The 25,128-nt window shown below is 65.0% G+C and carries 25 protein-coding genes and 2 pseudogenes; 17 read left to right on the top strand and 10 right to left on the bottom strand.

All coding sequences use genetic code 11. The features are described 5' to 3' along the window. Window positions 1–48: 48 nt before the first annotated feature. The 3 genes from OKW27_RS28130 to OKW27_RS28120 are packed head-to-tail and all read left to right on the top strand — an operon-like array spanning window position 49 to window position 2,912. Complete coding sequence (locus OKW27_RS28130; RefSeq protein WP_090802583.1) at window positions 49–1,002, top strand: complex I NDUFA9 subunit family protein; 954 nt, start codon at window positions 49–51, stop codon at window positions 1,000–1,002. Between the two features lie 27 nt (window positions 1,003–1,029). After that, window positions 1,030–1,683, top strand: coding sequence for a glutathione S-transferase family protein (locus OKW27_RS28125; protein WP_429335440.1), 654 nt, complete (start codon window positions 1,030–1,032; stop codon window positions 1,681–1,683). After that, the gene (locus tag OKW27_RS28120) at window positions 1,680–2,912 is read left to right on the top strand and encodes a multifunctional CCA addition/repair protein (protein ID WP_429335439.1); all 1,233 of its coding nucleotides are present in this window, start codon (window positions 1,680–1,682) and stop codon (window positions 2,910–2,912) included. The genes OKW27_RS28125 and OKW27_RS28120 overlap by 4 nt, the downstream gene beginning before the upstream one ends. 32 nt (window positions 2,913–2,944) lie before the next feature. Here OKW27_RS28120 and OKW27_RS28115 read toward each other — a convergent pair whose 3' ends face one another. Beyond that, complete coding sequence (locus OKW27_RS28115; protein ID WP_018418711.1) at window positions 2,945–3,139, bottom strand: DUF2905 domain-containing protein; 195 nt, start codon at window positions 3,137–3,139, stop codon at window positions 2,945–2,947. Window positions 3,140–3,170: 31 nt separating this feature from the next. Beyond that, complete coding sequence (locus tag OKW27_RS28110; RefSeq protein WP_429335438.1) at window positions 3,171–4,373, bottom strand: class I SAM-dependent methyltransferase; 1,203 nt, start codon at window positions 4,371–4,373, stop codon at window positions 3,171–3,173. A gap of 13 nt (window positions 4,374–4,386) precedes the next feature. Here OKW27_RS28110 and OKW27_RS28105 point away from each other — a divergent pair, with 13 nt between their 5' ends. From OKW27_RS28105 to OKW27_RS28080, 6 genes are all read left to right on the top strand, one after another. After that, on the top strand, window positions 4,387–5,214 hold the full coding sequence (locus tag OKW27_RS28105) for an SDR family oxidoreductase (RefSeq protein WP_429335437.1): 828 nt from the start codon (window positions 4,387–4,389) through the stop codon (window positions 5,212–5,214). Window positions 5,215–5,305: 91 nt separating this feature from the next. Further along, the gene (locus OKW27_RS28100; RefSeq protein WP_090802589.1) at window positions 5,306–5,701 is read left to right on the top strand and encodes a dihydroneopterin aldolase; all 396 of its coding nucleotides are present in this window, start codon (window positions 5,306–5,308) and stop codon (window positions 5,699–5,701) included. A 3-nt stretch (window positions 5,702–5,704) separates the two neighbouring features. After that, a complete protein-coding gene (gene ttcA / locus OKW27_RS28095) occupies window positions 5,705–6,706 on the top strand; it encodes a tRNA 2-thiocytidine(32) synthetase TtcA (protein ID WP_184073547.1) in 1,002 nt (333 codons plus the stop codon). A gap of 141 nt (window positions 6,707–6,847) precedes the next feature. Further along, window positions 6,848–8,209, top strand: coding sequence for a bifunctional UDP-N-acetylglucosamine diphosphorylase/glucosamine-1-phosphate N-acetyltransferase GlmU (gene glmU / locus OKW27_RS28090; protein WP_429335436.1), 1,362 nt, complete (start codon window positions 6,848–6,850; stop codon window positions 8,207–8,209). A gap of 59 nt (window positions 8,210–8,268) precedes the next feature. Beyond that, entirely contained in the window at window positions 8,269–10,086 is a 1,818-nt protein-coding gene (glmS, locus tag OKW27_RS28085) for a glutamine--fructose-6-phosphate transaminase (isomerizing) (protein WP_429335435.1), read from the top strand. Between the two features lie 161 nt (window positions 10,087–10,247). Beyond that, window positions 10,248–10,847, top strand: a complete 600-nt coding sequence (locus OKW27_RS28080; RefSeq protein ID WP_429335434.1) for a rhomboid family intramembrane serine protease — start codon at window positions 10,248–10,250, stop codon at window positions 10,845–10,847. A gap of 51 nt (window positions 10,848–10,898) precedes the next feature. Here the strand turns inward: OKW27_RS28080 and OKW27_RS28075 are convergent, their stop codons facing one another. Further along, entirely contained in the window at window positions 10,899–11,159 is a 261-nt protein-coding gene (locus tag OKW27_RS28075) for a DUF6723 family protein (RefSeq protein ID WP_090805534.1), read from the bottom strand. A gap of 240 nt (window positions 11,160–11,399) precedes the next feature. On the opposite strand from OKW27_RS28075, the gene OKW27_RS28070 reads away from it, so the two are divergent. From OKW27_RS28070 to OKW27_RS28050, 5 genes are all read left to right on the top strand, one after another. After that, the gene (locus OKW27_RS28070; protein WP_429335433.1) at window positions 11,400–12,635 is read left to right on the top strand and encodes an alkaline phosphatase family protein; all 1,236 of its coding nucleotides are present in this window, start codon (window positions 11,400–11,402) and stop codon (window positions 12,633–12,635) included. A 23-nt stretch (window positions 12,636–12,658) separates the two neighbouring features. After that, a complete protein-coding gene (locus OKW27_RS28065; RefSeq protein ID WP_429335432.1) occupies window positions 12,659–13,930 on the top strand; it encodes a cytochrome-c peroxidase in 1,272 nt (423 codons plus the stop codon). Window positions 13,931–14,055: 125 nt separating this feature from the next. Further along, window positions 14,056–14,748, top strand: coding sequence for a lytic transglycosylase domain-containing protein (locus OKW27_RS28060; RefSeq protein ID WP_184073539.1), 693 nt, complete (start codon window positions 14,056–14,058; stop codon window positions 14,746–14,748). Between the two features lie 192 nt (window positions 14,749–14,940). Further along, window positions 14,941–15,858 (top strand): DUF2242 domain-containing protein, encoded by a 918-nt coding sequence (locus OKW27_RS28055; protein WP_429335431.1) that lies wholly within the window; start codon window positions 14,941–14,943, stop codon window positions 15,856–15,858. Window positions 15,859–16,639: 781 nt separating this feature from the next. Continuing rightward, a complete protein-coding gene (locus tag OKW27_RS28050; RefSeq protein WP_184056386.1) occupies window positions 16,640–16,891 on the top strand; it encodes a hypothetical protein in 252 nt (83 codons plus the stop codon). Between the two features lie 80 nt (window positions 16,892–16,971). On the opposite strand, the gene OKW27_RS28045 is transcribed toward OKW27_RS28050, so the two are convergent. Continuing rightward, window positions 16,972–17,901 (bottom strand): DMT family transporter, encoded by a 930-nt coding sequence (locus tag OKW27_RS28045; RefSeq protein WP_429335430.1) that lies wholly within the window; start codon window positions 17,899–17,901, stop codon window positions 16,972–16,974. Window positions 17,902–18,137: 236 nt separating this feature from the next. On the opposite strand from OKW27_RS28045, the gene OKW27_RS28040 reads away from it, so the two are divergent. Beyond that, complete coding sequence (locus tag OKW27_RS28040; protein WP_018418696.1) at window positions 18,138–18,890, top strand: IclR family transcriptional regulator domain-containing protein; 753 nt, start codon at window positions 18,138–18,140, stop codon at window positions 18,888–18,890. A 265-nt stretch (window positions 18,891–19,155) separates the two neighbouring features. Continuing rightward, window positions 19,156–19,365 carry a hypothetical protein gene (locus tag OKW27_RS28035; protein WP_429335429.1) on the top strand — a complete coding sequence of 70 codons (210 nt, stop codon included), beginning with the start codon at window positions 19,156–19,158 and terminating at the stop codon, window positions 19,363–19,365. A gap of 151 nt (window positions 19,366–19,516) precedes the next feature. On the opposite strand, the gene OKW27_RS28030 is transcribed toward OKW27_RS28035, so the two are convergent. Continuing rightward, window positions 19,517–19,792 (bottom strand): hypothetical protein, encoded by a 276-nt coding sequence (locus tag OKW27_RS28030; protein ID WP_018418694.1) that lies wholly within the window; start codon window positions 19,790–19,792, stop codon window positions 19,517–19,519. A 53-nt stretch (window positions 19,793–19,845) separates the two neighbouring features. Continuing rightward, on the bottom strand, window positions 19,846–20,604 hold the full coding sequence (locus OKW27_RS28025) for a Mut7-C RNAse domain-containing protein (RefSeq protein WP_187612748.1): 759 nt from the start codon (window positions 20,602–20,604) through the stop codon (window positions 19,846–19,848). Window positions 20,605–20,697: 93 nt separating this feature from the next. Between OKW27_RS28025 and OKW27_RS28020 the strand changes: the two genes are divergently transcribed. Further along, a complete protein-coding gene (locus tag OKW27_RS28020; RefSeq protein ID WP_429335428.1) occupies window positions 20,698–21,567 on the top strand; it encodes an NAD(P)-dependent oxidoreductase in 870 nt (289 codons plus the stop codon). Window positions 21,568–21,944: 377 nt separating this feature from the next. Here OKW27_RS28020 and OKW27_RS28015 read toward each other — a convergent pair. The 4 genes and pseudogenes from OKW27_RS28015 to argC form a co-directional block, all read right to left on the bottom strand. Then, window positions 21,945–22,163 (bottom strand): annotated as a pseudogene (locus OKW27_RS28015) (OmpW family outer membrane protein); the annotation flags it as partial. Next, window positions 22,123–22,506 (bottom strand): annotated as a pseudogene (locus OKW27_RS28010) (DUF2957 domain-containing protein); the annotation flags it as partial. The pseudogenes OKW27_RS28010 and OKW27_RS28015, both read right to left, overlap by 41 nt. Window positions 22,507–22,567: 61 nt before the next feature. Beyond that, the gene (locus OKW27_RS28005) at window positions 22,568–23,911 is read right to left on the bottom strand and encodes a DUF2957 domain-containing protein (RefSeq protein ID WP_429335427.1); all 1,344 of its coding nucleotides are present in this window, start codon (window positions 23,909–23,911) and stop codon (window positions 22,568–22,570) included. 112 nt (window positions 23,912–24,023) lie between these two features. Further along, window positions 24,024–24,971: an N-acetyl-gamma-glutamyl-phosphate reductase gene (gene argC, locus OKW27_RS28000; RefSeq protein ID WP_090802609.1), complete on the bottom strand. Its 948-nt coding sequence runs from the start codon at window positions 24,969–24,971 to the stop codon at window positions 24,024–24,026. Window positions 24,972–25,128 lie beyond the last annotated feature (157 nt).

The raw sequence follows: 25,128 nt of genomic DNA, 5'->3' as shown, positions 1-25,128 counted from the left end.
GGCGCGCTTCGCCAGCCGTTGCCGCGGCTTCCATCAGGGAGTCGAAAAATGCGACATCAAGCCATCGCGGTCATCGGCGGTTCAGGGTTTATCGGCAGCTACCTCGTCAACGCGCTCGTCGAGACGGGCAAGGACGTGCGCGTCGCCACACGGCGACGCTACAACGCGCGACATCTGACCATGCTGCCGATCGACGTGCTCGAAACAGACGTGTTCGATCCGGTGCAACTCGCGCGCTTCGTCGAGGGCGCGGATTGCGTAATCAATCTGGTCGGTATCCTGAACGGCAAACGCGGCAAGCCCTATGGGCGGGAGTTCGCGCATGCGCACGTCGAGCTGCCGACGCGCATCGTCGCCGCCTGCGAAGGCAAGGGCGTGCATCGGCTGATTCATCTGAGCGCGCTAGGCGCCAATCCGAACGGCCCGAGCATGTATTCGCGCTCGAAGGCCGACGGCGAGAAAGCCGTGCATGCGGCCAACGTCGCGTGGACGATCTTCCGGCCGTCCGTCGTGTTCGGACCCGAGGACGCGTTTCTGAACAAGTTCGCGTTCCTGCAGCGCGTGTTTCCGGCCATTCCGCTCGCGATGCCGGACGCGCAGTTCCAACCGGTCTATGTCGGCGACGTCGCGAAGGCGATCGTCAACGTGCTCGATCTCGATGGCGCGAGCGGCCGCACCTACGAGCTCGGCGGTCCGACCGTCTACACGCTCGAAGACCTGGTTTCGTACTGCGGCGACGTGATCGGCAAGCATGCGCGCATCATCCGTCTGCCCGAGCCGCTCGCGCGCCTGCAGGCGTTGAGCTTCGAAATGGCGCCGGGCGAACCGGTGATTTCGCGCGACAATCTCGATTCGATGAAGGTCGCCAACATTCTGAGCGGGCCGCTCGCGCCCGAGCTCGGACTCGAACCGGTCAGCATCGAAGCGATCGTGCCGACGTACCTGACCGGTGCTGCCTCGGGTTCGCGACTCGACACGTTCCGCGCCAACGCCGGACGCTGAAGCCTTTCCCTCTACCTGATAACAAGTATGAAACTGCTGATTGGTGACAAGAACTATTCGTCGTGGTCGATGCGTCCGTGGCTGCTGCTCACGCACTTCGGCATTCCGTTCGACGAGGAACTGATCCTGCTGTACGAAGCGGACACGAATGCGAAGATCCGCGCTCAGGCGCCGCGCGGACCGGGCAAGGTGCCGTGCCTGATCGACGACGCCGGGCAGGCCGTGTGGGATTCGCTGGCGATCGCCGAAACGCTCGCCGAGCGCTTCCCGCAACACGCGCTGTGGCCGCGAGACGCGGCGGCGCGCGCGCATGCGCGCAGCGTCAGCGCCGAGATGCATGCGGGGTTCGGCGAGTTGCGCTCGAAGATGTGGATGAACATCCGTGCGTCATTCCCGGGCAAGAACGCGACGCCGGGCGCGCTCGCCGATATCGCGCGGATCGAGACGATCTGGCGCGACTGCCTCGAGACCTACGGCGGTCCGTTCCTGTTCGGCGAATTCGGCATTGCCGACGCGATGTTCGCGCCGGTCGCGATGCGCTTCAACACGTGGAAGCCGGCGTTGTCGGAGACCGCGGCCGCCTATGTCGAGCGGCTCACCGAGCTGCCCGCGGTCAATGCATGGGTCGACGCCTCGCGCCGCGAAACGCACGCGATCGCCTATCAAGACGAAAGCCCATGAACATCTATGCAGTAGGTGGCGCGGTCCGCGACGAGCTGCTCGGCGTGCCGGTGCAGGACCGCGACTACGTGGTGGTGGGAGCAACACCCGAGCAGATGGTCGCGCAGGGCTATCGGCCGGTGGGCAAGGACTTTCCGGTATTCCTGCATCCGCAGACGCAGGAGGAGTACGCGCTCGCGCGCACCGAGCGCAAGACGGCGGCCGGCTATCGCGGCTTCCAGTTTTTCTATGCGCCCGACGTGACGCTCGAAGAAGACCTCGCGCGCCGCGATCTGACGATCAACGCGATGGCGCGCGAGGTGCGCCCGGACGGCGAGCTGACCGGCCCCGTCATCGATCCGTTCAACGGCCAGGCTGACTTGCAGGCGCGGCTTTTTCGCCATGTCAGCGCCGCGTTCCTCGAAGATCCGGTGCGGATTCTGCGCATCGCGCGTTTCGCGGCGCGTTTCGTCGATTTCACGGTCGCGCCGGAAACGCTGGCGCTGATGCGCGAGATGGTCGCCGACGGCGAAGCCGATGCGCTGGTGGCCGAGCGCGTGTGGCAGGAGGTGTCGCGCGGGTTGATGGAGAAGAAGCCGTCGCGGATGTTCGGCGTGCTGCGCGACTGTGGCGCGCTCGCGCGGATTCTGCCGGAGATCGACGCGCTGTTCGGCGTGCCGCAGCGCGCCGACTATCACCCCGAGGTCGATACCGGTGTCCACGTGATGATGGTGCTGGACCATGCCGCGCAGCAGGGCTACGCGCTGCCGGTGCGCTTCGCGGCGCTGACGCACGACCTCGGCAAGGCGACCACGCCGGAGGACCTGCTGCCGCGGCACATCGGCCACGAGGGCCGCAGCGTCGATCTGCTGAAGCCGCTGTGCGAGCGGCTGCGCGTGCCGAACGAGTGCCGCGATCTGGCGGTGCTGGTCGCGCGCGAGCACGGCAATATTCATCGCGTGATGGAGATGGGGGCGGCGGCTGTGGTGCGCCTGCTCGAGCGCGGCGACGCGATCAGGAAGCCGGCGCGCTTCGCCGAGGCGCTGCAGGCCTGCGAGTCGGATGCACGCGGGCGGCTCGGCCTCGAGATGAGCGAGTACCCGCAGGCCGAGCGGCTGAGGCTTGCACTGGTGGCCGCGCGAGGCGTGGATGCAGGGGCAGTGGCGCAGCGGCTCGCCGATGCGCCGGCCGGCATCAAGGACGCCGTGCATGAGGAGCGCGTGCGTGCGGTAGAGGCTGCGCTGGCTTGAAGTCGCGCGGGCGTAAAGTAGCGCGACGGCGCCTACAACACCCGCGCCAACAGCGACAACAGCATCGACAGCACCAGCGTCGACATGAACGGAAACGGATACTCGCGGCCGAACAGCCGCAAGGTCACGTCGCCGGGCATCCGGCCGATGCCGAGCTTCCTCAGCCACGGCCAGCACGACGACAGCACCGCGACGGCAACGAAGGTCGTCAAAAGCCAGCGAATCATCGCGAGTCCTCGAGCCAGAGCGGATTCACGATCACAGCGTATGCGAACGATCGCCGCTCGAAAAGGCGCGCAGCGTATCGTCGAGTCCACGCGAAAACGCGATCACCTTGAAGAGCTCGCCCATCTCCGCCTCGGACAGCAGCTTCTGTACCGCGTTGGCGGCGGGAAGAAAGCGCGCGGCGTCGGCGGGATCGATTTCGCCGAGCACCTCGGTGACGCCCGCGTTCAGCAGGAAGCGCGCTTGCGATGTGAAGCCGAGCAGGTCCGCGCCGGTCTCGACGCCCGCCTCGGCGATGCCGGTGAATTCGACGTGCGCGGTGATGTCCTGCAGACCGGGGTACAGGAACGGGTCGCCGTGCGCGCGGTGCCGGTAGTGGCACATCAGCGTGCCCTGCGCGCGCTGGTCGTGGTAGTACTCGTGGCGCGGAAAACCGTAGTCGATCAGCAAGATCGCGCCGCGCGCGAGCATCGTGCAGATGGTGCGCGTGAAGGCGCGCGCGGCTTCGTGCGTTTCTGTCACGTAGTCGTCGCCGGCCGGTTCGCGGGTCGCATCGACTTCGGTCAGCAGCGCGAGGTCCGCGGCGGCCGCGACGGGCCGGTCGTCGAACGCGAAGGCGCCGTCGCGCCACACCACGCCGCGCTCGCGCCAGACACCGCCGTTTTGCGCGAAGAGCCGCACCGGCATCGCATCGAGCACCTCGTTGCCGATCACCACGCCTTCGAAGCGCTGCGGCAACGCGTCGAGCCAGCGCACTTTCGCGAGCAGCGCGGGCGCGGCCGCCGCGATCGTTTCGCGCTGCCGCTCGCGCAGCTCACCCGATAGATCGATGATCGAATAGCTGTCGAACCCGGCGCCGAGCGTGTCGAGCGCATTGAGCAAGCCCGCGGCGAGCTTGCCGGTGCCGGCGCCGAACTCCATCACATCGCGCGTGCCACTCGCCTCCAACGCTTCGGCGAGCGGGCGCGCGAGCGTCGCCGCGAACAGCGGCGACAATTCCGGCGCGGTGACGAAGTCGCTGCCGTCGTCGGCGCGCAGGCCGAATTTACGCGCACCGCCGCTGTAGTAGCCGAGACCCGGCGCGTACAACGCGCGCTCCATGTAGCGGTCGAACGGCAGCCAGCCGCCGGCCGCGTCGAGCTGCGCGCGGATCTCGGCGACGAGCGCGTCGGACTGCGCGAGCGCGCTCGGGCCGGGAGCAGGTAAACTATCGGGTTGGTGAGCTTTGGGATTCATCCCCGCATTGTAAATGACCGTTTCTCCGGACATCGCTGCCCGCGCGGCTGAACTGCCGCCCGAAACGCCACGCGTCGTGCTGATTACGGGCGCCGCGCGCCGCATCGGGCGCGCGCTCGCCCTCGGCTTCGCCGCGCGCGGCTGGGACGTGGCCGTGCACTACGGTGCCTCGCGTGAGGACGCCGACGACGTGGTCGCGCAGATCGTCGCGCTGGGCCGCCGCGCGGTCGCGCTGCACGCCGAGCTCGGCGACGAGGCGCAGGTCGCCCGGCTGCTGCCGGACTGCGCCGCTGCGCTCGGGCGGCCGTCGTGCATCGTCAATAACGCGTCGCGCTTCGAGGAAGACACGGCGCGCGACGTCGGCTACGAGCTGCTGCTGAAGCTGACCGCGATGAACGTCGGCGCGCCGCTCGTGCTCGCGCGCATGCTTTACGACGCGACGCCCGATGCGGCATTGCGCGACGAAAGTCAGCGCGGCGTCGTCATCAATGTGCTGGATCAGAAGCTGTACAACATGAACCCGGACTATCTGTCGTACACGCTGTCGAAGGCGGCGCTGCAGACCGCGACGGTCGCGCTCGCTCAGGCGCTCGCGCCGAAGCTCCGGGTGGTCGGGCTCGCGCCCGGGCTGACCATGCAATCGGGCGACCAGACCCAGCACGGGTTCGAGGCCGCTCACCGTATGACGCCTCTTGGCCGTGCGTCGCGGCCCGAGGATATCGTCGCCGCCGCGCTGTATCTCGCGGATGCAGCCGGCGTGACCGGAACGACGCTGGTGGTCGACGGCGGGCAGCATCTCGTGCCGCTGCCGCGCGACGTGATGTTTTTGACGGGCGCCTGACGCGCGCGCGTGGCCGGCCTTCGAGGCGGCCATCGCGTGTGGCGAAGCGCCCCTTTGCGTGCCCCGCACGCTTTTTTGGACTGGAACGAACATGTTTGCCGCTCTTTCGCACCCCCGGCTCGCCGATTGCCGCCGGCTTTTTCTGCGCAATTACGAAGTGCACATCAACATCGGCGTGCACGACTTCGAAAAGCGCGGCGAGCAGCGCGTCGTGATCAACGTCGAACTGTTCGTGCCGCTCGCGATGTCCACGCCGGTGCACGACAAGCTCACCGAAGTCGTCGACTACGACTTCATGCGCTCGACGATCGCGAGGCGCGTCTCGCAAGGCCATATTCATCTGCAGGAAACGCTGTGCGACGACCTCGTGCGCGCGATGCTCGAACATCCGCAGGTGCGCGGCGCACGCGTGTCGACCGAAAAGCCGGACGTGTATCCGGACTGCGATGCGGTCGGCGTCGAAGTCTTCCGCATCAAGGAGGACTGAGCGATGAACGCACCGGAAATCCTGACCGCAGACAACGAAGCCGCTGACGCCACCGCGGCACCGAGCGCCGCCCGCGCCCCGAAATCGCCGCTCACGCGCCGCGAGCAGAAGGAAGCGTACGAGAACAACAAGCTCTTCAAGCGTCTCGCGCGCCAGGTCGGCCAGGCGATCGGCGACTACAACATGATCGAGGACGGCGACAAGGTGATGGTGTGCCTGTCGGGCGGCAAGGACAGTTACGCGATGCTCGAGATCCTGATGCGGCTGCGCGAGCGCGCGCCGATCAATTTCGACATCGTCGCGGTAAACCTCGACCAGAAGCAGCCGGGCTTCCCCGAGCACGTGCTGCCCGAGTATCTGAGCCAGCTCGACATCCCGTTTCACATCGAGAATCAGGACACCTACAGCATCGTCAAGCGGCTCGTGCCGGAGGGCAAGACCACCTGTTCGCTGTGCTCGCGGCTGCGGCGCGGCATCCTGTATCGCGTCGCCGGCGAGCTCGGCGCGACCAAGATCGCGCTCGGCCATCATCGCGACGACATCCTGCAAACGCTGCTGCTGAACCTGTTCTACGGCGGCAAGTTGAAGGGCATGCCGCCCAAGCTGCAATCGGACGACGGCAAGAACATCGTGATCCGGCCGCTCGCCTACGTGAAGGAAACCGATCTGGAGAAGTACGCCGAGCTGCGTGAATTCCCGATCATTCCGTGCAATCTGTGCGGTAGCCAACCAAACCTTAAGCGCGCGGAAATGAAGGCGCTGGTCCGCGACTGGGAAAAGCGTTTCCCGGGCCGCATCGAGAACATGTTCAATGCGTTGTCGAACGTGGTGCCGTCGCATCTGATGGATCACCAGCTGTTTGCGTTCGCGGGGCTGCGCGCGAGCGGCGAAGCCGACCCGCAAGGTGACATCGCGTTCGACGAAGAACCATGCTCGAGCGGCGACGAAGGCGCGCCGCTCACCAGTGCGAAGACCATTTCGCTGGTCCAGTTCGACGACCTGTAACGAGCGAAAAGTGCCTGTTCCGGCGGCATTCCGGCGCTTTTCCGCTGGCTTGCAGGCCCTGCCGAGGCCGCGTCTGCGGCCTTTTTTGCAGGTGCAGCATGATAGAATCGTCCGCTCCAAACTCGTCTATTTGCCGACGCCATGAACATCGTCATTTTGGCGGCAGGTACCGGCAAGCGCATGCGGTCCGCGCTTCCCAAGGTGCTCCATCCTCTGGCCGGCCGGCCGCTCCTCGCTCATGTCATCGACACCGCCCGCGCGCTGAAGCCCGCCCGCCTGATCGTCGTGATCGGCCACGGCGCCGAAGCCGTGCGCGAAGCCGTCGCGGCGCCCGATATCCAGTTCGCGGTGCAGGAGCAACAGCTCGGCACCGGCCACGCGGTGCAGCAGGCGCTGCCGCTGCTCGATCCATCGTTGCCCACGCTGGTGCTTTATGGCGACGTGCCGCTCACGCGTGCGCAAACGCTGCGCGCACTGACCGGGCGTGCCGGCCAGGACGGTTACGGCGTGCTCACCGTCACGCTCGACGACCCGACCGGTTACGGCCGCATCGTGCGCGATCTGCACGCCAACGTGCAACGCATCGTCGAGCAGAAGGACGCGAGTCCCGAGCAGCTGAAGATCGCCGAAATCAACACCGGCATCATCGTCGCGCCGACCGCGCGCCTTGCCGGCTGGCTCGCGGCCCTCAAAAACGACAACGCGCAAGGCGAGTTCTATCTGACCGACGCGGTCGAAATGGCGATCGAAGCCGGCCTCGAAGTCGTCACCACGCAGCCCGACGACGAGTGGGAAACGCTCGGCGTCAACAGCAAGCAGCAGCTCGCCGAGCTCGAGCGGATTCATCAGCGCAATGTCGCCGACGCACTACTCGTCGCGGGCGTGACGCTCGCCGACCCGGCGCGCGTCGACGTGCGCGGCACGCTCGAATGCGGCCGCGACGTGTCGATCGACGTCAACTGCGTGTTCGAAGGCCGTGTGACGCTGGCCGACAACGTCAGCATCGGGCCGAACTGCGTGATTCGCAACGCGAGTATCGGCGCCGGTACGCGCGTCGATGCGTTCACGCACATCGAAGGCGCGGAAGTCGGCGCGAAGGCCGTTGTCGGTCCATATGCGCGCTTGCGCACAGGCGCGGCGCTGCAAGACGAGTCTCATGTAGGGAACTTCGTCGAGATCAAGAACGCGGTGCTCGGTCATGGCTCGAAGGCCAACCACCTCACCTACCTCGGCGATGCGGATGTCGGCGCGCGCGTGAATATCGGCGCGGGCACGATCACCTGCAACTACGACGGCGCCAACAAATTCCGCACCGTGATCGAGGACGACGTGTTCGTCGGCTCGGACACGCAACTGGTCGCACCGGTGCGCGTGCAGCGCGGCGCGACGATCGCGGCCGGCACCACGGTGTGGAAGGACGTCGCCGCCGACGCGCTGGTGTTGAACGATAAAACCCAGACGAGCAAGACGGGCTATGTGCGCCCTGTCAAAAAGAAAAGCTGATCGATACGGCGTGCCCACGAGGCGCGCTCACTGAATCCGGCACTGAAAAGGAATACACCATGTGCGGCATTGTCGGCGCGGTTGCGCAACGTAATATCGTTCCCGTCCTGATCGAAGGACTGCGACGCCTCGAATATCGCGGCTACGATTCGTGCGGCGTCGCCGTGCTCGGCGCTCGCGGGCCGAGCCGCGCGCGCAGCGTCGCGCGCGTGGCCGACCTCGAAGGCCAGGTGCGCGACGGTCGCCTCGAAGGCGTGACGGGCATCGCGCATACACGCTGGGCCACGCATGGCGCACCGGTCACCGACAACGCGCACCCGATCTTCTCGCGCGATGCGCTGGCGTTGGTACACAACGGCATCATCGAAAACTACGAGACCTTGCGCGAAATGCTGCGCGGCAAGGGTTACGAGTTCGTCTCGCAGACCGACACCGAGGTTATCGCGCACCTGGTCCATAGCCTGTATCGCGGCGACCTGTTCGCTGCGGTGCGCGAGGCGATCGCGCAACTGCACGGCGCGTATGCGATCGCGGTGCTGCACGAGGATCAGCCGCATACGGTGGTCGGCGCGCGTCAGGGCTCGCCGCTCGTGGTCGGGCTCGGGGACGGCGAAAACTTCCTCGCATCGGACGCGCTCGCGCTCGCAGGCAGCACCGAGCGCTTCATCTTCCTCGAGGAAGGCGACGTCTGCGAACTGTCGCTCGATGGCGTGCGTATCGCCGATCGCCAGGGCGAGGCCGCGCAACGCGAGGTGCGCCAGGTCGCGGCCTATGGCGGCGCGGTCGAACTCGGCCCGTATCGCCACTTCATGCAGAAGGAAATCTTCGAGCAGCCGCGCGCGATCACCGACACGATTCCGCAGGCCGACGCGTTCGATGCGTCGATCTTCGGCGAAGGCGCGCGCCAGGTGTTCGCGGACATCGACAGCCTGCTGATTCTCGCGTGCGGCACCAGCTACTACTCGGGGCTCACCGCCAAGTACTGGCTCGAATCGCTCGCGAAGATTCCGACTCAGGTCGAGATCGCGAGCGAGTATCGCTATCGCGAGTCGGTGCCGAATCCGAAGTCGCTGGTGGTGGTGATTTCGCAGTCGGGCGAAACCGCCGACACGCTCGCGGCGCTCAAGCACGCGCAGGGGCTCGGCCACAAGCACACGCTCGCGATCTGCAACGTCGGCACGAGCGCGATGGTGCGGCAGACCGGGTTGTCGTTCCTCACGCACGCGGGCCGCGAGATCGGCGTCGCGTCGACCAAGGCATTCACGACGCAGCTGGTTGCGCTGTTCACGCTGGCGGCAACGCTCGCGAAGCTGCGCGGACGTTTGAACGACGAGCAGGAAGCGAGTTATCTGAAGCAGTTGCGCCACCTGCCGGCGGCGCTCAACAGCGTGCTCGCGCTGGAGCCGCAGATCATCGCGTGGTCGGAGGAGTTTTCGCGCAAGGAACATGCGTTGTTCCTCGGCCGCGGCATGCACTATCCGATCGCGCTCGAAGGCGCGCTGAAGCTCAAGGAGATTTCGTATATCCACGCCGAGGCGTATCCGGCTGGCGAGCTGAAGCACGGGCCGCTGGCGCTCGTGACCGAAGCGATGCCGGTGGTGACGGTCGCGCCGAACGACGCGCTGCTCGAAAAGCTGAAGTCGAACATCCAGGAAGTGCGCGCGCGCGGCGGCGAGCTTTATGTGTTCGCCGATGCCGATACGAAGATCGTCAACGGCGAAGGGCTGCATGTGATCCGGATGCCAGAGCACTATGGCTTGCTGTCGCCGATCCTGCACGTCGTGCCGCTGCAGTTGCTCGCGTATCACACCGCTTGTGCGCGTGGCACGGATGTGGATAAGCCGCGGAACCTGGCGAAGTCGGTGACGGTGGAGTGACGAAGACGTAGCGGCAAACCGGGCCGCAAGCTCACGCAATCAGCCCCGCCGCCATGCGGTCCGGCGGACGAAACACCATCGGCATCTGTCGTGCAACGATGCCTCGACGTGACGACGCCACATCGACTACCCTCTGTCGACATCCATGTGGCCTCGTCATCATGAAGACCTCATCTCCCAACACGCTCACCGAAAAGCTGAAGTCACGCGTCGTGCTAATCGGGCTGTTCGTCGGTTCGATGTGGGCGGTGTTCTTTCTGTCGGTTGTGTTGCCGTTCCTGCATCTGAACGAACACGGCGTCGTGCCGCGTTCGCTCGACGGCTTGCAGGGCATCCTGTTCGCGCCGTGGCTGCATGCGAGCGTCGGACACATCGCCGCCAACACGAGCGGGCTCGTCGTACTCGGCTGGCTGTGTACGTGGCCGGATATCGCCGGCTTCTGGCGCGCGACCATCGGCGCGATGCTCGGCGCCGGTCTTTGCGCGTGGCTATTCGGCGCGCCGTATTCGGTGCATATCGGCGCGAGCGGGCTGGTGTTCGGCTATGCGGGTCACCTGGTTGCGCGTGGTTACTACACGCGCAATCTCGTGTCGATCCTCGTGGCCCTGGTCGTCGTCAGCAGCTACGGTCTGAGCCTGCTGTTCGGCGTACTGCCGATCTATCCGGATGTGTCGTGGCAGAGCCATGTCGGCGGCGTGCTCGGTGGCGTGCTCGCCGCGCGTGCGGGGGCCGGCGCGGCAAACCGGGTACGCGTGCGCTGACCCACCCGTATTTTTTCGCCTATCGGCATATCGCCGGGTGATCGACGAATCCTACAACTCCGGCCGCGCCAGATCGCTCGCGACGATGTGTTCGCCATACACCTGCGCGGCCGCGAGCGCTTCGAGTCGGCTCGCGTGTGGGCCCAGTTCGGGCGCGCCATCGAATGGAAACAGCACGCGGCCGTCGGTCGTGCGCACCACCTTTAATACGCCGAAGAAGCGCCGGTAGCCGGCCATTTTCGCGCTCGCCGAAATCTCGAAGTCGTCCTCCGACGTGCCCGGGACGCTGGGAATAAACGCGGTCTTGCTCATAGCTGAAAACATCGGTTGTTCGTTGAGGCGGCGTGCAACGATGCGCGCGGCCGACGCGCATTGTCTCAAATCGGCGCGAAGCGTGAATCGAGTCGGCAACCCGCTGGTTCGCCAATGGTTTTATCGGTGAACTAACGTCAACTTTCACGGCAATGTCATAGGCGCTCCATAAAGTCTGCCCGCGAATAAAACCGCATTCCCGACAGGGCAACAAAGAGACAGCAACAGAGGGCCACGAACATGTCACACCGCATTGGGCTACGCGCACTCATCATGGCCGCTTGCGCGGCTTTAATCGCTTTGATCGTGGCCGCCTGCGGCTCGTCTTCTTCGTCCGGCGGGCTGCAACTGACCGGACAGCAGCAGATTCGCCACGTCTTCGTGATCACGCTCGAAAACGAAAACTACGCGACCACATTCGGCGCCAACACCAAAGCGCCGTATCTCGCGCAAACACTGGCATCGCAAGGCGCGCTCGTGCAGCAGTACTACGGCACGGGCCACGTGAGTCTCGACAACTACATCTCGATGATCAGCGGCCAGTCGCCGACCAACGAGACCGACAACGACTGCATGACCTATCAGGACTTCAAGCTGACCGGCATGACGTCCGATGGCCAGGCGATCGGCTCGGGCTGTGTGTATCCGGCGAGCGTGAAGACGTTGCCGGACCAGCTGAAGGCAGCGGGCTATACGTGGAAGGGCTATGAAGGCGACATGGGCAACGATCCGTCGCGCGAAGCGGCCACCTGCGGCCATCCGACGCTGAACACGGCGGACCTCACGCAGTCGGCCGAAGCGCCGAGCGCGGCCGTGCCGCTCGGCGACCAGTATGCGACGCGCCACAATCCGTTCATGTACTTCCACTCGATCATCGATTCGCCGGACTGCGGACAGCACGTCGTCAATCTGAATAACCTGCAGAACGATCTGCAATCGGTCTCGACCACGGCGAACTTCAACCTGATCACGCCGAACCTGTGCGACGACGGCCACGACGCACCTTGCGTGAACGGCCAGCCGGGCGGCCTGACGAGCGCGAACACGTTCCTGCAGAAGTGGGTGCCGATCATCACCGCATCGCCGGCGTTCCAGAAGGATGGCCTGCTGATCATCAACTTCGACGAAAGCAGCTACGCGACGGTCACGCAGTCCGCGTCTGGCGAGGATCTGATATTTGCCGGCACGACCTGCTGTAGCCAGCAACCCGGGCCGAACCTGCCGTCGTTCCCGGAGACTTCGTCGCTCGCCTATAACGGCATCACGATCAACCTGACCAAGTCGAGCTACGGCGGCGACCAGACCGGCGCTGTGATGATCTCGAAGTTCATCAAGCCGGGTACGGTGTCCGCGGTGCCGTACAACCACTATTCGATGCTGAAGAGCATCGAGGACATCTTCCAGCTCGACCACCTTGGTTATGCGGGACAGGCCGGTCTGGTGGGGTTCGGCAGCGACATCTTCACGAACCTGTAAAAGACTCGATGCTGTCTTCTGTCATGCGATTCACGGCGCGCGCGAGCGCGCGTCGGATAGCGCTCGCCGCCCTGATGGGCGGCGCGTTACTGGGGGGCGCCGGTGCGGCGCCCGCTGTTGCGTCGAATGCGACACCGACATCCGCCGATGCGAAGCCCGTCTATAGCGACGCCGCCGCGCTCGGCAAACTGATGTTCTTCGATCCGGCGCTGTCGGCCTCGGGCAAGATGTCGTGCGCGAGCTGTCACAGTCCCGAGCACGCGTACGGGCCGCCCAACGGTCTCGCCGCGCAACTGGGCGGCACGGACTTGCATCAGCAGGGCACACGCGCGGTGCCGAGCCTGCGCTACGTGCTGAACCGTACGCCGATCTGGACGCATGCGCAGGCGGCGAGCCTGTCCGAGCGGCTCAGCGAAACGGACAACGCGCCGGTCGGCGGCTTCGGCTGGGACGGGCGCTTCAACTATCTGCACGATCAGGCGAACTTCCCGCTGTTCAATCCGAACGAGATGGCCAACAAGGATCCGGCCGCATTGCTCGCGAAGATGCAGCGCGCGCCATATGCTGCGCGCTTCAAGGAAGTATTCGGCCAGAACATTTTTGCCGATCCGACCAAGGCGTTCACCCAGGCGATGTACGCGATCGAGCGCTTCGAGCTCGAAGACCCGAGTTTTCATCCGTACACGAGCAAGTTCGACTACTACCTGGACGGGAAAGTGCAACTAACTGCACAAGAGTTGCGCGGCAAAAAACTGTTCGACGACCCCGCCGGCGGCAATTGCGCATCCTGTCATATCGACCAGTCGGGCGTGAACGGCGCTCATCCGCTTTTCACCGACTTCAACTTTCAGGCGCTTGGCGTGCCGCGCAACGCTGAACTGAAGGTCAACGCCGATCCGAAGTATTTCGACATGGGCCTGTGCGGACCATTGCGTACGGATCAGAGCGACAAGCTGAACTGCGGACTGTTCAAGTCGGTGTCGCTGCGCAATACCGCGACGCGTCACGTGTTTTTTCACAACGGTCGCTTCCACACGCTGAAAGATGCGTTGCGTTTCTACGTGCAACGCGATACGAACCCGGACAAGTGGTATCCAAGGGATGCGCACGGCAAAGTCGACAAATTCAACGATCTGCCGATCGCACTGCGCGTGAACGTCGATACGACCGACGAGCCGCTGACGCGCAAAACGGGCGAGCGTCCGGTCTGGTCCGAGCGTGATATCGACGACGTCGCCGCGTTCCTCGCGACGCTGAGCGACGGCTATGACCTGAAGTCAAAAGCGGTCAAATGAACGCATCGGAAAGCGGGGCGAGTTCCGCTCACCCTTGATTTAAAAGACAAAAATTGCCGAGGAAAGGCGCCGCCCGACGCCGCGGCGCTATAATGCGCGGATCTTTGCTTCCTCCGACGTCCACTATGAGCCGGTTACTTTGCCTGATCGTGCTTTCGCTCGGCCTCGCGCAAACCGCGGCGGCCGACGAAAACACCGACCGAATATCGGCGTACCTGACGCAGAAGTTCGGTGTGGGCAAAGAAAAGGCTCAAAAGATCTCCGACGCGGTGCAATCCGCCGCCAACAAATACTCCCTTCCTCCGGCGCTGCTGCTCGCCATCATCTCGATCGAATCCCGCTTCAAGGAAAAAGCCCGCGGCGCCAATGGCGCGACGGGGCTGATGCAGGTCGTGCCGCAGGCGCACCGCGGCCTGCTGCGCAACGTGAAGGACCTGACCGAGCCGGGTGCGAACATCGAAGCGGGCTCGGCGATTCTGTACGGCTACATGCGCTCGGCGAACGGCGATCTGAATACCGCGCTCAAGAGCTATGGCGGCTCGAAGGCCTATGCGCAGAAGGTGAATCTGCGCGTGGAGGATTTCGCGGCGGTTGCGACACCCGCTGACGGCGCTTCCGGGGCCGCTGGGCGGGCCGCGTCGTGCGAGGCGGATCGTTGCGCCAGCGCGAACCCGTGGGCCGACGCGTTCAGCGTGCCGGCGGCGCTCATTGCATCCGCGGCACCCGCCGCGAGCGGGGCAGCCGGGGCATCGTCGGCCGCGACCTCTGGGTCGACTTCGGCCGCGACGATTGGCTCGACGCGCACGACGTCGAACTAGGCACGCGCGCGATTTCTTTCGCATTTTCGCCCGCATGCACTGCGAGGGCGCGGCGGCGTGCTTCAAGTTGACGCCCTGTTTCCCGCTGTAATAGGGTCCGGGCTGCACCTTGCACGCTTTTTACGCACGTGACGCTGCCCGCTCTACAATGCATTTCCATTCGCGCTCACGAGGCGCTTCTCGCAACTGATCATGCAGAACCCCTTTTCCCGCACCACCGCCGCGGCCCTGTTCGGGCTGGTCGCGCTCACGGCATGCAGCAGCACGCCGCAACCCGAATTCACTCAGGAACTATTCGAAACCGGCGCAAGCCCGTACGCGCGCAATTTCAATTCGAGTACGGGCGATAGCTGCGAAGCCGCGCGCCGCGCATTGCTGAGCCAAGGCTATCTGACGACGATGTCGCGTCCCGATACCGTCGACGGCACGAAGAATTTTCAGCCGACCGGCGATTCGCACGTGGTCGTCGAATTTCACGTCGTGTGCACGCCCGGCGAAGAGGCGGCCGATACCAGCATCGTGTACGTGAACGCGGTGCAGAACGGCTTCGCATTGAAGAAGAGCGATACGTCGGCGAGCGTCGGGCTCAGCGTGCTCGGTTCGCTGTCGCTGCCGATTCGCTCGAATAGCGACGCGATGGTGAAGATCTCGAGCGAGACGATTCCGTCGGGCAAGTTCTATGACCGCTTTTTCGGTCTCGTCGATCATTACTTGCAGACGGTCGTGCGCACGCAGCCGGTGACGAGCAGCCCGATCGAGACGCGGACGCTGCCGATGCCGGTAGCAGCGCCGCTTCAACTGACGATCCCTGAGCCGGTGCCCGAGCCGGTAGCGGCGACCACCTCCGCTGCAGTTCGAGCGACGCCGACCGTGCCGGTTCAGACGACCTCACCAGCGCTCGCTCAACCGACGACCGACAAGCCTGTCGCCGTGACACCACCAACTGCGGCTCAGGCGGTCGAGTCAGCGCCCGCGCCAGTGCAGTTAACCGCACCCGCACCGGTTCCGTTGACGACACCGTCGACATCCTCGCCGGTCCAACCCGCCGACCCGATTGGCCAGGCTGCAGCGATCGAACCCGCGAGCGGCACGGTGCCTCTGGTGCCGTGACAGCGGCGCAGCGGCTTTCGCATCGAGGCTGATCAAGGTCCGATCAGCCTCTGAGTCAGGCGCGCAGCGATATTCACCTTATGATGTTTACTTGATACGTATACATACGTAGTAGTAGTTAACAAGGGTTAACCGATTCTGTGGATAAGTCGCAAATGTCGCGCCGCTTCAACATCATGCGAAACCTATAACCCTGCGGAACACGTCGGTAGAAAAACTACATAACTGGGATAAGTTCGAACACCGTTAGCCGACCCTGATCTTTATCAAGATTTCGCGCACAGGCTGTTCGTCGCGCTATCCCGAAGTTATTCAGAGGTCGCTGTGGATAACCAAGCCTCCGATCGACACTTCCCGTTGCTCCCGCATCGACGCTTCGCGCGACGCGAAGGGCTCGCCAACGCACAGATTTCCGCCCACCGAACGCGCACATTGATAACGCGGTACGAAGATTGCGCGCCTTCTTATTGCAAGCGCGACTGTTGCTATTTGGTCAAAATCATTTGCCCAACGAACAATCCGGCATAGAGTTAAAGTGCTTTGTGAGGTTTCTGGTGCAGTGCGGGGGATGTATGAAACGCAGATCAGCACGACAGCTAGTCCGTCTTCTGTCCGACCTTCGACATGCGGCCCATTGCAGCTCGTTGCGCGCGGTCGCGACCAGTCGGATGATGGCGCTGGCAGCCGCAGAGGCCGCCGAGAACGGCGACGCCGCTCGCGACGACGACAGTCCCGAGTCCACGCGCGATGCGCAGCGCGGCAAGCTGTTCCGGGGCAGATCATGAGAGCCGCGAGCGAACAGTCGTTGCGGTTTCTGGTCGAGAAGTGGCTTTCGCCATCGCCGGCCGAGCCGGTTCACGTGACGGAGTTCAGCCGCACGCGCGCGGGCGGGCGGCGCTATGTGCGGGTGGAGACGTCGTCGGAACAGGGCGGGCGGGGTTTGTTCTTCTTTCGCCACGACGACGGCTGCTGGTGCGTGTTTCCGCCAACCGCCGATACGCCGAGCCTATTCGCTCATCCGCGCGCGGCATAGTTGGGCGAAGGGGCAAGACGCCTGTCGGCGCGCATCCGCGCACCGAGCGTTGGCGTCGAATCGTTTTATGACGCTGTAAATCACATCCCCTGCGGCGCACGCTGCCGGGCGCGTTTCCAGCCCGGCAGTATCTGACACACGATCAATCCCGCGAGCATCAGCGCGGAGCCGAACAACGCGCGAGTCGTCAGCGTTTCGCCGAGGACGAGCCAGCCCGCAAACGCAGCGAACACGCCTTCCATGCTGAAAATCACCGCCGCATGCGAGGGCGCCGCGTGGCGCTGCGCGACCACCTGGATCGTATACGCGACGCCCACCGATAACGCACCGCCGTACGCGATCGTCGGCGCGGCCCGCGCAATTACCGCGGCGCTAACGGGTTCAATGGCAAGGCCGATCGACAGGCACACGAGCCCACAGGTCACGAACTGCGCGAGTGCAAGCATCAGCGTGTCGTGGCGCGCCGCGAAGCGGCCGACCAGCATCATCTGCGCGGAAATCACCAGCGCCCCGGCGAGCTGATACCAGTCGCCGTACAGTATCGAAAAGTGCTCGTCGACGCTCAGGAAGTACATGCCAACGGCCGCCAGTAGCGCGCCAAGCCACGTACCGAGGCCAGTCCGGTGGCGAAACAGCACGCCGAGCAGCGGCACGATCACCACATACAGCGAACTGATGAAGCCCGCGTTCGCGATCTTCGTGTACTGCAGGCCGATCTGCTGCAGCGAGATCGACACGGCCAGCACGACGCCGAGCAGCCCGCCCGCGCCAAGCAGTTCGCGGGCTCCGCCGGGCGCGCGCTTCGTCCGCTCGCCGAGCGCCGCGCGGCGCTCGCAGACGATCATCGTCAGCACGACGAGCGCGCCGAGCAGAAAGCGCAAGCCGGTAAACAGGAACGGGCCGATCGTATCGAGGCTCAGTCGCTGTGCGACGAACGCGGAGCCCCAGATCATCGCGGCGATCAGCATCAGCACGTTCGCGCGCAGGTGTTGGCGGGTATCGGGATGCAAGATTTCTTCTGATTTGTCTTGGGATCGCGCTGGGAAGCCGCGCAGGCGCGCCACGCGGTGCTCAGCCGGTAAGGAATCGCTCACATGATACGCGGGCGTCGCGCGTGGGGCAGGCAAAGCCCGCGAGTCGCGCGATAATCGCGCAACGGCCGTGCGGTCGCCGGCCTGCGGATCGCGGTGATCAAGCGACTTGCGGACCGGACCGCGATCTCCCGCTCCTTCCACGAGCAAACGACATGGACGACAAGGACTGGATCGCGGGCGCCGCGAAGGCGCTCGCGATCATCGAAGCATTCGACGAAGAGCACGCGCGCATGACGCCAACGATGGTCGCCGCGCGCGCCGGCCTGTCGCGCACGGCTGCGCGCCGCTATTTGCTGACGCTGCGCGAGCTCGGCTACGTCGACACAGACGGCAAGCTGTTCTGGCTCGCGCCGCGCGTGCTGCGGCTCGGCCAGTCTTACCTCGATTCGGCGCGGCTGCCGCGCACGGTGCAACCGTTCCTGCAGCGGATCACCGCGACCGTGCAGGAAACCGCGCTGGTCGCGATCCTCGACGAACACGACGTCGTCTACGTCGCGCGCAACGGCGTGAATCGGGCGATGGCGGTCGGCTTCGTGACCGGCTCGCGCGCGCCGGCGCCGTTGTCGTCGGCGGGGCTCGTGCTGCTCGCGTTCCAGCCGCCCGACAGCATCGACCCGTGGCTCGCGTCGTATCCGATCAAGGTTTTCACGCCGTACACCTATTCGACCGTCGAACGGCTCAGAGAAGTGCTTGGCGAAATCCGCCGCAACGGCTACGTGGTCACCGACCAGCAGCTCGAGATCGGTGTGCGCGGCGTCGCGGTCCCGCTGCGCGACCGGCACGGTACGGTGGTCGCGGCGATCAGCGTCAGCATGCCGATTGGCGAGGAGTCGGCGAACGCCGCGCTGCACCGCGTTTTGCCGGCGCTGCAGGAGACCGCGAGCCTGCTGCGGAACCTGGTTTGAGCGCCGCGAAGCGGTCGGCGAGGCGCGCGGGCGGCGGCTTCACGGGGACCTGGTAGGGTCCTTGGTGCGCCTTGCAGGTTGATGAAAGCACGCTGAAAGCAGGCTGTCTCCCGGAAAATACATATCGAGTTTTGCGCATGACAAACCGCCTACGCCTGGGTAATACTCTCCCGCGGGGAGCACAAGGCACCTCGAAGTCCAGCCGCTCTACCGTGCAGCTGTATTCATTCACATTGACTCAGTCGTCTGGTTTGGGGATCAACACATGAAAAAAGTTATCGTCTCGCTCGCAGCCGCTTCGATCGCACTCGTTTCCGTTCAGGCTTTCGCGCAGGCATCGGGTGCCGCTGCTATGGAAGCAGCAAGCGCACCGAAGAAGCACCACGTCAAGCAGTTGAAGACCCACGGCAAGAAGGCACACGTTTCCGCCGCAGCTTCGGCAGCAGGCACGAACGACAAGGGCGTGCAGAACTAAGCCAACGCGCGCTCGTTGGGCGCGACATAGCGCTGCGCCGCACCGGTTGCCGGTCGGTGCAGCCGGTGGCGGCAGATGCGTTGCCAGCAAAAAGGCCAGAGCTCGCGCTCTGGCCTTTTTGCTGTTGCGGCGCATTTTGCGCGCGGGAAGATCAGCCCGCGAGCCCGCGCCGGATCACTTCATCCAGCAGCCCGTTCAGGCCGTCCGGATGACTGGCAGCGCGCGTTTTCAGCTCCTCCACCAGCTCGCCGTTGAGCTTGCACGCAAACGGGACGAGGCCTTGCGCCTGATCGAGCTTGCGCTGCTCGCGCCGGTCGATCTTCGGCTCGGTCGCCGCGTTCTTGCCACCGCGGTTCGCGGTCGCCTGTTTCATTGCGTTGCCCAGTTTCAGCGCCTTGTTCTTTTCAAGGTCGGTTTTTTTCATCATCGGAAAGGCCTCTGCCAAATAGATCAACCCGCATTGTACGCAAGCGCGGGGCGTCAGCCGACACGGTCCGGTGCGCCGGCGGAGACGCTGTCCATCAACGCGCGCATCCTCTGCCAATGCGTGCCTTCCCAGAACACGCGTCGGCATACATCGCAGGTCACGAAGCGGCTGTGCCGCTGCAGCACGCCGCGCGGCACGCGCAGGCCGGCTTCCTCGCGTGCGATGCGTCGCAGCGGCGCGTTGCATACGAGGCATAGCCGAAACGGTTGCGCGCTGCGCGCGAGATCGAGTCGTTCGAACACTTCGCGCAACTGCTCGCGCGGCCGCAGCGCGCGCACGTAGCAGCCATGCGTGATGTTGCGGCGTTTGAGCAGCTCGCGGTCGCGCGTCAGCACGATGCGCTGCTGCGCGGCGGCGAGCGCCTCGATATCGGCGTCGGGAAAGTGGTTGTCGTACAGCGTATCGAAGCCCGCAAGCCGCAGAAGCGGCGCGAGGCCGCCGAGATGCGCATCGGCGATGAAGCGCATCACGCGCAACGGACGCTCGCGCACGCGCAGCAGCGGCTGGATGTCGAGCGCCTCGAATTTCGGATAGACCGCGACGCGGTCGCCGTCGGCGAGCGGATGATCGAAACCGACCGAGTCGCCGTTCACCAGTATCAGCTCGACCTCGGTATGCGGCACACCGAGCACTTCGATCATGTGCTTGGTCGTTGCGCCGCGCGCGCAGACGCAGGTGAACGCGCGCCGGCGCAGCGGCCGGGCGATGAAGTCGTTCAGCTCCTCGTAGAAGCGGAATGTCGCGGTGACCATGCCTGCAGTATCGCACCGCTCGGGTTGCGCGTTGTCCTGCGCTTGTCGCATGAGTGTGCTCTACTTCGGGTTCTTTAGAAGACGGAGCGATAGATGGACATCGGTTTTATCGGTCTCGGCGAGATGGGCGCCGCGATGGTTGCAAACATTCTGAAAGCCGGGCACCAGGTGCGCGTGTGGAACCGCTCACCGGAAAAGACCCAGCCGCTGGCCGGGCTGGGCGCGCAAGTCGTCGCGACGCCGGCTGAAGCGTTTGCGGGCGACGCCGTGTTCTCGATGCTCGCCGACGATGCCGCGCTGCGCGAAGTCATCACCGCGTCGTTGCTCGAACATGCGCCGCGCGGGCTGATCCACGCGAATATGGCGACGATTTCCGTGGCGCTCGCCGAGGAACTGGCGACCGCGCACGCGTCGCGCGGCGTGCATTACGTCGCCGCACCGGTGCTCGGGCGGCCCGATGTCGCGGCCGCGGGCAAGCTGACGATCGTCGCGGGGGGCCCGGCCGAATCGATCGACCGGATCCAGCCGATTTTCGACGCACTCGGCCAGAAGACCTGGCGCATCGGCTCGCTGCCACAGCAGGCGAACGTGATGAAGCTGGCCGCGAACTTCATGCTCGGCGCGGCGATCGAGACGCTCGGCGAAGCGGCCGCGCTCGTGACGGGCCACGGCCTCGCGATGCAGGACTTTCTCGACGTGATCACGAGCGGCCTGTTTCCGGGACCGGTGTACTCGGGCTACGGCAAGCTGATCGCCGAGCAGCGCTTCGAGCCGGCGCTGTTCAAGGCGCGTCTGGGACTGAAGGACGTGCGCCTCGCGCTCGCCGCCGCCGATGCGGTGACAACGCCGATGCCGGTCGCGAGCGTGGTTCGCGACAGCCTGATCGAGGCGATCGCGCACGGCGACGGCGAGAAGGATTTCGCGGTGCTGGGTCAGGTCGCGACGCGCCGGGCCGGCCGCTGACGGCGCTGTCGATCCCCGGACGCGAGCGATCGACGCAGCGTGGCCGCATGAGTCGCGCTGGGCGGCAAGGCATAATAGCCGCCCGATCCTGTGTTCGTCGGTTTCGGCGCGATGATGGCGCTGGTGAGGCACTAAGCACCGCGCGTGTCGGCAGACAAGGGAAAACTGAGCCGTACCCATGTGACCGTTGTATGTCTGCAACATTGAGGGTCAACCCTAATTTGCATGTTGCAACGCACCAAGCGGTCTGCTATAGTTGGTCTTGTCTCCTCCATGTCTCCTCTGATATGGATTCAGCCCGCCAACCTAGGTGGGCTTTTTTTTGCCCGGAATTCGCCGCGCGCCCAAAGCGGCGCCGCGACCGCGGAAAATCAAATTCAGAACTTATACGACACGGCCAGGAAGGAAATGATCGGGTTTGCGCGCAGATCCGCCTTCGACACGCCAAGCTCCGTCCCATCGGCCGCCTTGATGATGACCGACGACGTCGTCTTCAGCGGGATATACGTGACCGACGCAACGAGCCCCCAGTGCTCGGTGATGTTGTACGCAAGGCCCGCGTTGAACATCGGCGCCCACGACGACGACGCCTTCGCCCACGAAAATCCGCGCCGGCCGGCTCGCATCGAGGCTCGCGCCGTTCAGACGGAACGCGCACCGGTTCAGCTTGTTGGTCGGTAGCCGCGTTTCCGGGGTCAGGGAGCCGCTCGCGAACTGGCCCGCGCGCGTCGGGGCGACGGTGCCGGTGGTGGCGGGAATCGGCGACTGGATGTAGCTGATCTGCCACGTCATCTTCGTCGTATCGAGCTGCAGTTTGACGAGTTCACCGTCTCCGCCGCCACCGGTGAAGACCGTGCCGTAGTCGAGCGACGCAGGGCACAGCCGCGTTTCGGTCATCGGTCCGTCGCCGGCTCCCATTCCGGCCACCGTCTGCTTCATGTGTCCCGCACTGAGCCGCGCGGGTCGACTGCGCGTTGCGCGCAGCGGGTGCCTGTTGCTTTTATTTGCTGATCTGCGCGCCGATGCCGAAGTACGGCGCGCTCGGCGTATCCGCATTCGCCGACGTCGACGTGATCCCGCCGTTTTCTTCGCCCTGAATCACGGTCGCGTACAGTCCGCCCGACGCGATCGCGAGACCGGTATTGCCGGTGCCGTCCTGAACGTTGACGAGACCGGGGCTCGACGCGCCATAGCTCAGACCGAGCGAGCTTTCCGCGGCCGACGTCGACGGATTGATGAATGTCGCGGCCGCGCCCTGGACCAGCGTCGCCGTGTACTTGAAGTTCGAATCCGCGCCGACGTAACCGCCGTCGAAGCCGCCCGAGGCGAGCGGCGTCGCCGCGGCGAGCATTGCGATGCCGGATTCGTCGTCGACCTGCGGGGAGATCAGGTTGCTCGTGTCGACGAGGCCGGTGCGGACCACGAGCGGGACCGTCGCGCCGTTGAGCTGGCCGAGGATCATGTGCGCGGTGCCGTACTTGCCGGTGCGCAGCGGATTGCTGGTGGCGCCGGTGCCCGGCACGATCTGCGGCGGGTTGGCGCTGTCGAAATAGCCGTTGCTGTTCAGCGTCAACGGGTTACCGGTGCTCAGACACCCGGCCACGCTCGATGACGTGCAGTTGCCGCTCGCGTCGAAGGTTTCGACGGCATTCGTGGCGACGGTTTCGTAGTTCGCGGTCGGCGACAGGTGGTACAGCAGCGCGTTGTAGGTGCCGGCAAGCTTCGTGATGTCGGTCGTCGTGCTCGCGAAGCCGAGGAACGGATAGAAGTCGAAGTGCCGCTTGTTGACCGCGCCGATGGCGGGAACGCCGGGCAGCAGCGTGATGCCTGCATACTGGATCGTCGCGCCCGGAATCCCGCCGCCCGCGACGCACTTGCCGATCAGGATCATCGGCGGGTTGGGGTTGTCGACGAAGTCGGGCGTCGTGTAGGTCGTGCCGTCCGACGCGGTGCCGGTGCCCGCGCCGAGGATGAACGCGCAGCGCGTCTGCTCGGCGGTCGGCAGCATGCCGGTGGGCGGGTGAATCACCGCGCCCGTGATCTGCGTGCCCCTGCGTGTGACGGCGACGCTCGCGCTGGTGAGCGGAATCGGCGACTCGAGCCACTTCAGCGTGTAGGTCATCGCGGTCGCGTCGATATTCAACTGAACGATTTCGCCGCTGCCGGCGCACAGCGTCGCGGTGCTAGCGCTGGGCGTCGGCGCGCCTTGCGTACCGCAACTCGCGCCCGCGCATTGCGCCGGTGTGACGGGGCCCGGATTGTCGGCTTTGCCGCCGCCGCAAGCGATAAGAAAAGGTGCTGTGGCAATAGCCATGGCCAAGCCGCGAGTTATGCCGTGCGACATGCTGCTGGCGGAAAACAATGCAGTGCAATGCAATGAGCGGGCTTTAAAACAAAAAAAGCCGGTCTGCAAAGACCGGCTTTTTTCGTGGCACCGCGGATGCGGGTCGACTCGCCTAGCGTTTCAAACCGGTGTCTTCGGCCGCGCCGATCGCGAGATTCATGCACTGGATCGCCGCACCCGACGCGCCCTTACCGAGATTGTCCAGCCGCGCGACGGTCACGAAGCGCTCTTCGTTGCCGAACACGAACAGGTCGACGCGGTTGGTGTCGTTGTTCGCCTGCACGTCGAAGAAGCCGTTGTCGAGACTCGCGTCGGCGTTGAACGGCGCGACGTGCACGAACGCTTCGCCCGCGTAGTATTCGGCGAACTGAGCCTGCACGTCCTGCGGCGTCGTCTTCTTCGCGAGCTGGCCCGGCGAGAAGTACGTGGTGACCGCGAGGCCCTTGTAGAAGTCGCCGACGATCGGCGTGAAGATCGGCGCCGACTTCAGGCCCGTATGCGCGGCCATTTCCGGCAGGTGCTTGTGCGTGAGGCCGAGCGCGTACGGGCGCGGGCTTTTGAGTCTGTCGTTGCCGCCGGCTTCGTAGTCGGCAATCATCTTCTTGCCGCCGCCGCTGTAGCCAGTGATCGAATAGGCGTGCGCGGCGAACTCGGGCGCGACGACGCCGCCTTCAACGAGCGGGCGCATCGCAAGCACGAACGCCGAGGCGTGGCAGCCCGGCACGGCGATGCGTTTGGCGGTGCGCAGGCGTTCGCGCTGCGAGCGAGCCAGCTCGGGCAGGCCGTAGGCCCAGTCGGGCGAGGTGCGGAACGCGGTGCTCGCGTCGATCAGCACCGTGCGGTCGTTCTCGACGAGCGAGGCCGACTCGCGCGAGGCGACATCGGGCAGACACAGGAACGTGACGTCCGACGCGTTGATGAGACGACGGCGCTCGTCCAGGTCCTTGCGCTTCGCTTCTTCGATACGCAGGATTTCGACGTCGGCGCGCTGCGACAGGTATTCAAAAATTTTCAGGCCGGTCGTGCCTTCCTGTCCGTCGACAAAAACTTTCGTGCTCATCTCGATCTCACTCGCTGGAAACGGGGCGCGACGCCGCGCCGGAACGTTATTTTAAGACGTCATCGCCGCGACCGTGCGGTGCAGCGCGAAAAAACGACGATGCGCGCACAACGTGACGTCGGCGTGACCCGTTGCGCGGCGAATGGGGCTGATGACC

It is taken from the genome of Paraburkholderia sp. 35.1 (assembly GCF_050436525.1).
Lineage (GTDB): Bacteria > Pseudomonadota > Gammaproteobacteria > Burkholderiales > Burkholderiaceae > Paraburkholderia > Paraburkholderia tuberum.
This window is presented reverse-complemented; position numbering and strand designations above follow the sequence as displayed.